Origin of the sequence: Rheinheimera sp., from assembly GCF_020217005.1 — a bacterium.
Lineage (GTDB): Bacteria > Pseudomonadota > Gammaproteobacteria > Enterobacterales > Alteromonadaceae > Pararheinheimera.
Genome location: NZ_JAIWOI010000340.1, coordinates 1 through 10,000, shown reverse-complemented (window position 1 = coordinate 10,000; position 10,000 = coordinate 1). Strand labels below are relative to the sequence as shown.

Sequence of the window (10,000 nt, the reverse complement as noted above, 5' to 3'; positions counted from 1 at the left end):
CGTTGGCAAACACCATGCCTTTGGCGGTGTTGAAGCTCATGGTGGCTTCAATTTTATTCAGCTTTAATGGCTGTAATTTGGCAGCACGTTTTTTCTGCCAATTTAATTTGCCAGCTATCGCATCCTTGATCATCGACAAGGCGGCGTCTTTTAATTTCTCTGGTGCTACAACAGCGTCAATAGCACCTTCTTTTAAGGCAGCGTCAGCGCCACGTTCTTTACCTGTCGTGATCCATTCCATAGCGCCGTCAGCGCCAATGACGCGAGGTAAACGCACTGAACCACCAAAACCCGGCATTAAACCCAGTTTTACCTCTGGTAAACCTACTTTGGCTGTAGTGTCGGCGACACGGTAATCTGCAGTTAAAGTCCACTCGAAACCACCGCCTAAGGCAAAACCACGAATAGCAGCTATGGTCGGAACTGGTAAATCTTCGGCCAGGTCAAAGACGTCGGAGGCAGATTTGATCCAGGGGATAAGTTCAGCTTCTGGCTGCTGGAATGTACCTAAAAACTCAGTAATATCGGCACCTACGATAAATGCATCTTTTCCTGAGGTGTAAATCACGCCTTTGAGGTTTTTATCTGCATGCAGCAGATTCAAAGCGGCGCGACAATCTGCTAAGGTTTGTTGGTCAAATTTATTAACAGAACCTGCGGCATTAAAGGTAAACTCGGCAATACCGTCCGCCAGATAGGCGACGGTGATGCTGTTACTCTGGTAGATCATGAATGTTCTCCTTCGTCCGATAGGGTGGACTATTGCTTTTATTCGCAACTGGTAAGATGAGTCTATTGCAGAGTCAGTGTGTCGCGGTTCAGTAAAAATTTCAACCGTTATTTAAACACTTGTTTGAATTTGCGATAGATGTTCCAGTAACTATAGGTGGTAATTATTTGTATGTGGCGTTTCTCCTCTGTTTTCCGTCCATCGCTTTGGTTGCTGGCAACCGCCGCCTTGTCCGTCGTGTTTCCCGCCCATGCCATTAATGAGGGCATGCGTAAGCGTTTTGAACTGGCTGAGAAAAATATTCACAAACTAACAGAAGCCCAGGCGAAAAAAGTCTTAAAAGAAATGCAGGCGTACCCGCTACAGCCTTATCTGGAGCTGGAGTGGTTAAGCAAATCTTTGCACGATACCAACGCCGTAGTGCGTTTTATGCAAGAACATCAGGGCACTCCGCTAGAGCGCACTTTACGTAAACGCTGGCTGATTTATCTGGCTGATCGAAAACAAGCACAGTTATTTCTGAAAAACTATCAATATGGCTCTGACGTAGTGTTGGATTGCCAGGCTCTGGAAATGCGGCTTGTACTGGAAAAACCTGCGGCTGTATGGCCAGCGGTAAGGGATTTATGGGCAGTAGGAAAATCAAGGCCTGATGAGTGCGATGCTATTTTTGATCGCTGGCGCAAAGCGGGTCAGCGCACTCCTGATGCTGTCTGGCAAAGAGTGTTGGCCGCTGTTAAAGCGGACAATCAGCGTATGTTACCCTACTTGCGTAGTCTACTACCGAAGGAGCAGCAGTATCTGGCTGAGAAGTGGGTGCAGGTGATGGATAATCCTTCCTTAGTGTATCGCAAAAAATTCCTTCCTCTACGCAGTCCGCTTGAACGCGATTTAGCTGCTTATGGTATACAAAAGCTGGTTTGGAAAAAGCCTGAGCAAGCTATTGATGTCTGGAACAGATTCGCTCATGACCCGGCCTTTAGTAATGAAAATCGTGCTATTACAGCTCGTCAGATAGCCGTTGCTTTAGCCAGCAAAAACGATCCTCGCGCAGACAAATTTATAGCCATGGTGCCTGCAGAATATAAAGACCAGTTGTTTGTGCAATGGCAACTGGCCAGTTTATTACGCAAAAAAGATTGGTACGCTGTGATTGAAGCGGTGAAAGCATTGCCTAAAGATTTAGCGGAAGAGGACTCCAGTCAGTATTGGTTGGCCCGCGCTTATCAGCAAGTGGATTTGAAAGAGTCAGCGACGCATATTTATCAACAATTGGCAAAACTACGCAGTTACTATGGTTATCTGGCCGCCGCGCATTTAGGCCAGGCTCCAAGTCTTGCACATAAACCAGTGCCAGTGTCTGCCACGGATTTTTTAGCCTTTAAAAGTAGTGCCCCTGTGCGTCGGATGAAAGAATGGCAAGCGATTAAACGACCTAATGCGGCCAAACGCGAACTGACACATTTGCAACAGTATGGCAGTGATTTACAAAAGTTCAGTGCTGCTAAGTTAGCCTATGAGCTTGGTTGGTATGACAATGCTATAGTGGCGCTCGCAAAAGCTGGCTACTGGGACGATGTAGATTTACGTTTCCCTATGGCTTTTAATAAAGAAATTCAGACTTACTCGAAAAAGGCTAAAGTGGATCCCGCTTGGGCCATGGCCATAGCTCGGCGTGAAAGTACCTTTATTCCGACAGCAAAATCTCCCGTCGGAGCCCATGGTTTGATGCAAATTATGCCTGCTACAGCTAAGCATATTACCGGACGTCGTGTGCCGGTCGAGCAGTTGTATAATCCGGTCACCAATATTAATTACGGTACTTATTATCTGAATTACCTGATGAAAAATACCGACAATAATGTAGTTTTTGCAACGGCATCCTATAACGCTGGTTTTAGCCGGGTAAAATCCTGGATCCCCAAAGATGGCTCAGTGCCTCTGGATATTTGGGTGGAGACTATCCCTTTTAAAGAAACCCGTGACTATGTGAAAAATGTCATGATGTATTACCAGATATACAGTTTAAAAATGCAGAGAAATCAGCATATTTTTGAGCCTTTGGCGCAAATGCGGGTAGGAGCTAAAGCCTGAGGGCTTTTTCTTCATCCAAGGTAAACTGACAGAATATCTTCGTATCGAATTAATGGAATTTGAACTTATGCGCCCAGCTTATCAAGAACTATATGCTGCTCACTTATTTACGTTGCAGCAACGCACTAAAGCCGTACTGGCCCGAGAAAACCTGGATGCACTGGTGATCCATTCGGGCCAGGCAAAGCGTCAATTTCTCGATGACATGGATTACCCCTTTAAAGTCAATCCGCTCTTTAAAGCCTGGATCCCAGTGGTTGATAACCCGAATTGCTGGCTGATTGTCGATGGCGTCAATAAACCTAAATTGGCTTTTTATCTGCCAAAAGACTTTTGGCACAAAGTGCCAGACGCCCCGGATTCGTTCTGGTCTGGTTTTTTTGATATTCAAATTCTGGAAAAAGCCAATCAGGTTGAACGTATTTTACCCTATGACAAAGCTCGTATGGCTTATCTGGGTGAACACATTGAAGTGGCGACAGCTTTAGGTTTTAGCGAAATTAACCCGGAAGGGGTGATCAGCTATCTGCATTACCACAGGGCTTATAAAACCGATTATGAGCTCGCCTGCATGCGTCAGGCGAATCGAATTGCTGTGGCTGGGCATAATGCTGCCAAAGCAACTTTTATGGCCGGTGGCTCAGAGTTTGATATTCAGTTGGCCTACTTAGCTGCGGTAGGTCAGAGTGAAAACGAAGTGCCTTATGGCAATATTATCGCCCTAAATCAAAACGCCGCCATTTTACACTACACGGCTTTAGAGCGAAAAAAGCCACAGCAGTTTCATTCATTTTTAATTGACGCTGGCGCCAGCTTTCATGGGTACGCGGCGGATATTACCCGTACTTACAGCTTTTTAGACGATGAATTTGCTGCGCTGATCAATGCCATGACCGACATAGAGCTGAAACTGGTGGATGGTTTAAAGCCAGGCATCAAATACCCTGATCTTCATATCGAAGCGCATCAGCATATAGCGAAAATTCTGGCTGACTTTAACTTTGTGCAGATGTCTGCTGAAGGCATTGTAGAATCCGGTATCAGCCGCACCTTCTTCCCACATGGCCTGGGTCATCACTTAGGCTTGCAGGTGCATGATGTCGGTGGTTTTATGGCGGATGAACGCGGCACTCATGTCGCTGCGCCTGCCGACCATCCTTTCCTACGGACTACTCGTCTGGTTGAAGCCAACATGGTCTTTACCATAGAACCGGGTTTGTATTTTATTGACTCTTTACTGGCTGATTTAAAAGATACGGCCCATGGTAAAGCGGTCAACTGGGATAAAGTGGCTGAATTCCGTAAATACGGCGGTATCCGGATTGAAGATAACGTCATAGTACACAAAGACCGCAACGAAAATATGACCCGTGATTTAAAACTCGCTTAGGCGCTTTGATGTCCGGCAGTTGGGTATTGGCTAAAACGGTTTCGTCTGAACAAGAAATCAAACGCAGCCGTTTTATATGTACGTTATGGCCTATACAAAGTCTGGCTGAAGGCCAGCAGATTATTCGTCAGCAAAAACAACAGCATCCGCAGGCCGCTCATGTCTGCAGTGCTATGCTGTTGCCTGCAGGACCTACGGGACAACCACAGGCATTCAGCGACGATGGAGAGCCTTCGGGGACTGCCGGTAAACCTATGCTGGCCGTTTTACAAGGTTCGGGTATGGTAGGGCTTTGTGCTGCCGTGGTGCGTTATTATGGCGGCATTCAGCTGGGCACTGGCGGATTAGTGCGTGCTTACAGTGACGCAGTGCGGCAAACGCTGACGCTGGCACAACGCGAATTTATACCAGTACGGCATCAGGCCTCTCTTCTGATGCCTTATGCCGTTTTTGAGGCCATGCAAAGGCTGTGGCAAAATCGCTGGCTCATTGATCAGCAAGAGTTTGGGCAGCAAGTGCACCTGACAGTGCGCATTGCTCAAAGTGACCAACAGGAATTTGAACAGCAGTTTATGCAGACTATAGTCAGACTTAAAGAACCACAAGCCACCTTAGTGTGGCATCAGCCACCGGAGCAGGATACCTGATGCAATACCGTTCCATTATCCGGATTTTGGGTCTGCTGATAGCGATTTTCAGTATCACCATGGTACCTCCGGCTTTCATTGCCTACTGGTATCAGGACGGCGCTGGTGTTCCCTTTATTTTATCGTTTTTTCTATCACTGCTGATTGGTTTTACCGTCTGGTACCCAAACCGCAAAGAAAAGTCTGAATTAAAAGTGCGGGAAGGATTTTTAATAGTGGTGTTGTTCTGGACCGTACTAGGTGCTGTCGGAGCTTTGCCTTTTTGGTTGACAGAAAATCCGGATATGAATCTGGCCGCCAGTATGTTTGAATCCTTTTCCGGTTTAACCACCACTGGCGCTACTGTACTGACAGGATTAGAAAGCTTACCCAAAGCTATTTTGTATTACCGCCAGCAGATGCAATGGTTTGGTGGTATGGGGATCATTGTATTAGCAGTAGCTATTCTGCCGATGTTAGGCGTAGGGGGCATGCAGTTGTACCGGGCTGAAACACCTGGTCCGGTAAAAGATAATAAAATGACCCCCCGCATTGCGGACACTGCTAAACACCTCTGGTTTATTTATCTGGGTATTACCATCGCCTGTGCTCTGGCTTTTTATGTCGCGGGCATGAATGCCTTTGATGCCATTTGCCATGCTTTTTCCACTGTGGCTATAGGTGGCTTTTCTACTTATGACGCCAGCATCGGCTATTTTAATAGTGTAAGTATCAATATGATTTGCGCGCTGTTTTTGTTAATCAGCTCTGTCAATTTTCCACTGCATTTTGCCGCCATCCGCGGCAAAAATATCAAAACTTACTGGCGTGACCCTGAACTCAGAGCTTTTATCGCCATCCAATTGGCCTTGATGCTGATTTGCTTCTTAGTTCTGTTTGAAGAGCAAATATATCCGGATTGGCAAAGTGCTTTGAACCATGGCCTATTTCAGGCTGTGTCTATGTCGACTACTGCTGGTTTCTCTACTGCAAGCTTTTCCAGCTGGCCGCTTTTTTTGCCTATATTGCTGATTTTCGCCAGTTTTATCGGTGGCTGTGCTGGTTCTACAGCTGGTGGTTTAAAGGTTGTTCGTGTCTTGCTGCTGTTTTTGCAGGGCAAAAGAGAACTAAACAGATTAGTACACCCTCGGGCAGTGTATTCGATCAAGCTGGGCCGCCGGCCTGTACCGGATCGGATAGTGGAAGCTGTCTGGGGCTTTTTTGCTGCTTACGCTTTTGTATTTGTCGTCATTATGTTGTTGCTGTTGTTGGTGGGGATGGACAATATCAGCGCTTTTACCGCCACAGCGGCATGTTTAAACAACTTAGGTCCTGGTTTAGGGGAAGTGGCTGCCAACTTTGCTTCAGTACCGGATGCTGGTAAGTGGATTTTGGTTGTGGCTATGATCTTCGGTCGTCTGGAAATTTTTACGCTGTTAGTACTGTTTACTGCGGCGTTCTGGAAAGACTAGCTCTCCCGTCGTACTTGCAGCTGCAGCTTTGTTGACTGCGCTCGTAGCCCCGGTCACATAGGACTACTATGCTCCCGGGGACTATCTCGCTTGTCGTCGCGCTGCAACAGCAATTACTTAGGGAGTTGCTGTTGCAATGATGAGCGGGTAGAACATCAAATAAATATCGCGCTGACCTGGAATAAGCGTTCTACTTCGGTGATGTACTTTTTATCCACCAAAAATAAAATCACATGGTCGTCAGTTTCAATCACCACATTATCGTGGGCAATTAAAACTTCATCGCCACGCACTATGGCGCCTATGGTCGCACCTGGTGGCAGTTTAATCTGGCCAATAGCCTGACCTACTACTTTGGACGTCGATTTGTCACCATGAGCTACAGCTTCAATGGCTTCAGCAGCGCCTCTGCGCAGTGAGTAAACGTTCACTATGTCACCACGACGGATATGAGTCAGCAGGGCTGATATGGTCGCTTGCTGTGGTGATACGGCTATATCTACTTCGCCTCCTTGCAGTAAATCGACATAAGCGCCACGTTTAATTAACACCATGGTTTTTTGTGCGCCCATGCGTTTGGCTAGCATGGCGGACATAATATTGGCTTCATCGTCGTTGGTGACGGCTAAAAACACATCCACTTGTTCGATGTTTTCTTCTTCCAGCAGTTCAGGATCCGACGCATCGCCAACATACACTACTGTATTGTCCAAAGCGCTCGACAGGTATTCAGCCCGTTCTTTGCTGCGTTCTATCAGCTTCACGCTGTGATTTTTTTCTAAAGCCCGGGCCAAACCATAACCTACGTTACCGCCACCAGCGATCATGATGCGGTGATAGCTTTTCTCCAGCTTTTGCAGCTCGCTCATCACAGCGCGGATATGCTTAGTTGCGGCGACAAAAAATACTTCATCGTCTGCTTCTATCACTGTGGTGCCTAAGGGCTTAATAGCATGGCCACGACGATAAATAGCGGCTACCCGTGCGTCCACATGCGGCATATGCTGCTTTAAGGTGGATAAAGCATGACCTACGAGTAATCCACCATAATAAGCTTTTACTGCAACTAAACTAACCCGGCCTTCAGCAAACTCCACCACCTGCAAGGCTCCAGGATAGTCGATCAGGCGCTTGATATAGTCGGTTACCAGGGTCTCAGGAGAGATAAAATGATCGACAGGCATATCGTCTTTGTTAAACAACTGGTCACGATATTTCAGATATTGGTTAGTACGGATACGGGCAATTTTCAGCGGTGTATTAAAGATACTATACGCCACCTGACAGGCGACAATATTGACCTCATCGCTGCTGGTAACAGCGATAATCATATCGGCGTCTTCGGCACCTGCACGCTTTAATATATCCGGGTGGGCACTATGGCCATGTACTACCTGTAAATCATATTTATCCTGCAGGGCTCGCAGTTTCTCAATATTAATATCGACGACAGTGATATCGTTTTGTTCACCCACCAGGTTTTCAGCTAAAGTACCACCGACCTGTCCTGCACCCAGAATGATAATTTTCATAAAGCCTCTGCGTTACCGCTTTGTCTTGCGAAGTTTGGCATAAAAGAAACCGTCCATCTGTTGCTGCCCGGGCATAATTTGCCAGTGAAGCTCTGAATGAGAGTCGGACAATGGGATCAATTTTGCATCTGGATGTTCTGCTAAAAAGGTCTGAATTTGTTGCAGGTTTTCTTCCGGCAACACAGAGCAGGTGGCATACAATAATTCAGCATCAGGCTTTAATAAAGGCCAGATCTTGCGCAGAATTTGTTGCTGCAGCTCAACCAGTGGCGCTATGTCAGTTTTTTTCCGTAACCAGCGAATATCAGGGTGGCGACGGATCACGCCAGTGGCAGAGCAAGGCACGTCCAGCAAGATACGGTCAAAGGTCTGAAAACCAGCCCAGTCGTCCGGGTCTGCCGCATCAGCCGCCATGACTCTGGCATCTAAACCTAAACGGTCCAGATTGTCATAGACTCTGTCTAAACGGCGCGGGTCTTTATCCAGCGCTAATACATCAGCTTCTGGTGCCAGCTCCAGAATATGGCAGGTCTTGCCACCCGGAGCGCAGCAGGCATCTAATACCGAATCTTTATTGCGTGCACCCAAGAAATAGGCTGCATGCTGAGCTGCACCGTCCTGCACTGAAAACCAGCCTTCGGTATAACCTGGTAATAAGGTGACATCAGAAGCCTGATCCAGCAGCAGGGCACAAGGTAAATAAGCAAAAGGCTGGGAAGCGGCTATGCCTTGTTCAGCCAGAGCGGCCAGATAGGCTTCCGGTGAGATCCGTAACTGATTCACCCTCAGCCATAAAGGTGCTTTTTGCTGATTTTCATCCAAAATCTGCTGCCACTGCTGCGGATACGCCTGTTGCAGTTGCTGAATAATCCAGCCCGGATGATTGTAGCGGACCGGTAAAGGTGCTTCCTGAAAATCAAAGACTTCTGGCTGGCGTTGCGCTGAACGTAACACGGCGTTAATTAAACCTGTCAGGCTTTGGCCTTTTAAGGCCCGGGCCGCTTCTACGGTTTCGCCTATGGCGGCATGGTCTGGTACCCGCAGAAATTTTAATTGATACAAGCCGACATAAATTAAAAACTGCAAAGGACGCAGATGTTTCACCAGCGGTTTATCCATCAGCTTCTGACAAACAGTTTCCAGCTGGGGCAAATAGCGCATCACACCAAAACAGATTTCCTGCAGTAGGGCTTTATCTAAAGGGGATTCCAGCTCTTGCTGAGCTTTCTGTAACACCTCGGATAAAGATTTGCCCTGATCCACCACCTGATAACAGGCTGTTGCTGCCAGGGCACGTAAATTTTTACTCATGAGTGCCACTCAACATCTGGCCTGGTTGAAACCAGTCGGCGCGACCATTGAGGAAATCCACCACTTTCATGGCTTTTTTGCCAGCGGGTTGCAATTCAGTGATCACCAACACGCCATTACTAGTTTGAATAGCTATGCCTTTTTTATCCACTCTCAAGACCTGACCAGCCTGACCTGAGCCGGGTTCTGTCACTGCACGCCAGATTTTTAGCTGCTGAGCACCCAATTGCAGATAGCTCATTGGCCATGGGTTAAAAGCGCGGATTTCGCGTTCAAGCGCTATGGCTGGCTTGCTGAAATCTAACAAAGCTTCTTCTTTGGACAATTTCTCGGCGTAGTTCGCCAAATCATCCTGCTGTGGCTGAGCCTCAGCTTGCAGAGCTTGCAGATTAGCCAGAGCATCCACTAAAGCGACAGGGCCGGTCAGAGCCAGTTTGTCGTACAGGCTGGTGCTGGTTTCATCTGCTGCTATAGGGGTGCTGACTTTGCTCAGCATAGCGCCAGTATCCAAGCCTATATCCATTTGCATAATAGTGACGCCGGATTCGGCATCGCCCGCCCAAATAGCACGTTGAATAGGAGCCGCACCACGCCAGCGTGGTAACAAGGAGCCGTGTACGTTGATACAACCTAAACGTGGCGCATCCAGCACAGCTTGAGGCAGGATCAGGCCATAAGCCACCACGACCATCAAATCGGCATTTAACGCCGCTAATTCTTGTTGAGCAGCGGCTTTTTTTAATGACTTCGGTTGATACACCGGAATATCGTGTTGCAGCGCTAGCTGCTTTACCGGGCTTTGTTGTAATTGGTGACCACGACCTGCAGGTCTGTCGGGTTGACTG

General features: G+C 47.5%; 8 protein-coding genes. 4 read left to right on the top strand and 4 right to left on the bottom strand.

Annotated features, from left to right (window positions below):
* Positions 1-730: enoyl-CoA hydratase-related protein (locus tag LDL40_RS16710; protein ID WP_300996582.1), on the bottom strand; the 730-nt coding region annotated here is incomplete at its 3' end.
* A 171-nt stretch (positions 731-901) separates the two neighbouring features.
* Here LDL40_RS16710 and LDL40_RS16705 point away from each other — a divergent pair.
* From LDL40_RS16705 to LDL40_RS16690, 4 genes are all read left to right on the top strand, one after another.
* Positions 902-2,824, top strand: a complete 1,923-nt coding sequence (locus tag LDL40_RS16705; protein WP_300996581.1) for a transglycosylase SLT domain-containing protein — start codon at positions 902-904, stop codon at positions 2,822-2,824.
* A gap of 67 nt (positions 2,825-2,891) precedes the next feature.
* Positions 2,892-4,214, top strand: a complete 1,323-nt coding sequence (pepQ, locus tag LDL40_RS16700; RefSeq protein WP_300996580.1) for a Xaa-Pro dipeptidase — start codon at positions 2,892-2,894, stop codon at positions 4,212-4,214.
* Positions 4,215-4,222: 8 nt separating this feature from the next.
* A complete protein-coding gene (locus LDL40_RS16695) occupies positions 4,223-4,861 on the top strand; it encodes a YigZ family protein (protein WP_300996579.1) in 639 nt (212 codons plus the stop codon).
* Positions 4,861-6,312, top strand: coding sequence for a TrkH family potassium uptake protein (locus LDL40_RS16690; protein WP_300996578.1), 1,452 nt, complete (start codon positions 4,861-4,863; stop codon positions 6,310-6,312). Before LDL40_RS16695 ends, LDL40_RS16690 begins: the two co-directional genes overlap by 1 nt.
* Before the next feature lie 155 nt (positions 6,313-6,467).
* Here LDL40_RS16690 and trkA read toward each other — a convergent pair whose 3' ends face one another.
* The 3 genes from trkA to fmt form a co-directional block, all read right to left on the bottom strand.
* Positions 6,468-7,844 carry a Trk system potassium transporter TrkA gene (trkA, locus tag LDL40_RS16685; RefSeq protein WP_300996577.1) on the bottom strand — a complete coding sequence of 459 codons (1,377 nt, stop codon included), beginning with the start codon at positions 7,842-7,844 and terminating at the stop codon, positions 6,468-6,470.
* Between the two features lie 12 nt (positions 7,845-7,856).
* Positions 7,857-9,155: a 16S rRNA (cytosine(967)-C(5))-methyltransferase RsmB gene (gene rsmB, locus LDL40_RS16680; protein ID WP_300996576.1), complete on the bottom strand. Its 1,299-nt coding sequence runs from the start codon at positions 9,153-9,155 to the stop codon at positions 7,857-7,859.
* The coding region (gene fmt, locus LDL40_RS16675) for a methionyl-tRNA formyltransferase (protein ID WP_300996575.1) at positions 9,148-10,000 on the bottom strand (853 nt) is incomplete at its 5' end. The genes rsmB and fmt, both read right to left, overlap by 8 nt.

What these genes read in the sequence shown, in the direction of transcription:
- LDL40_RS16705 (WP_300996581.1), top strand. Translation starts at nt 902, where the DNA reads ATGTGGCGTTTCTCCTCTGTTTTCCGTCCATCGCTTTGGTTGCTGGCA.
- pepQ (WP_300996580.1), top strand. Translation starts at nt 2,892, where the DNA reads ATGCGCCCAGCTTATCAAGAACTATATGCTGCTCACTTATTTACGTTG.
- LDL40_RS16695 (WP_300996579.1), top strand. Translation starts at nt 4,223, where the DNA reads ATGTCCGGCAGTTGGGTATTGGCTAAAACGGTTTCGTCTGAACAAGAA.
- LDL40_RS16690 (WP_300996578.1), top strand. Translation starts at nt 4,861, where the DNA reads ATGCAATACCGTTCCATTATCCGGATTTTGGGTCTGCTGATAGCGATT.
- trkA (WP_300996577.1), bottom strand. Translation starts at nt 7,844, where the DNA reads ATGAAAATTATCATTCTGGGTGCAGGACAGGTCGGTGGTACTTTAGCT.
- rsmB (WP_300996576.1), bottom strand. Translation starts at nt 9,155, where the DNA reads ATGAGTAAAAATTTACGTGCCCTGGCAGCAACAGCCTGTTATCAGGTG.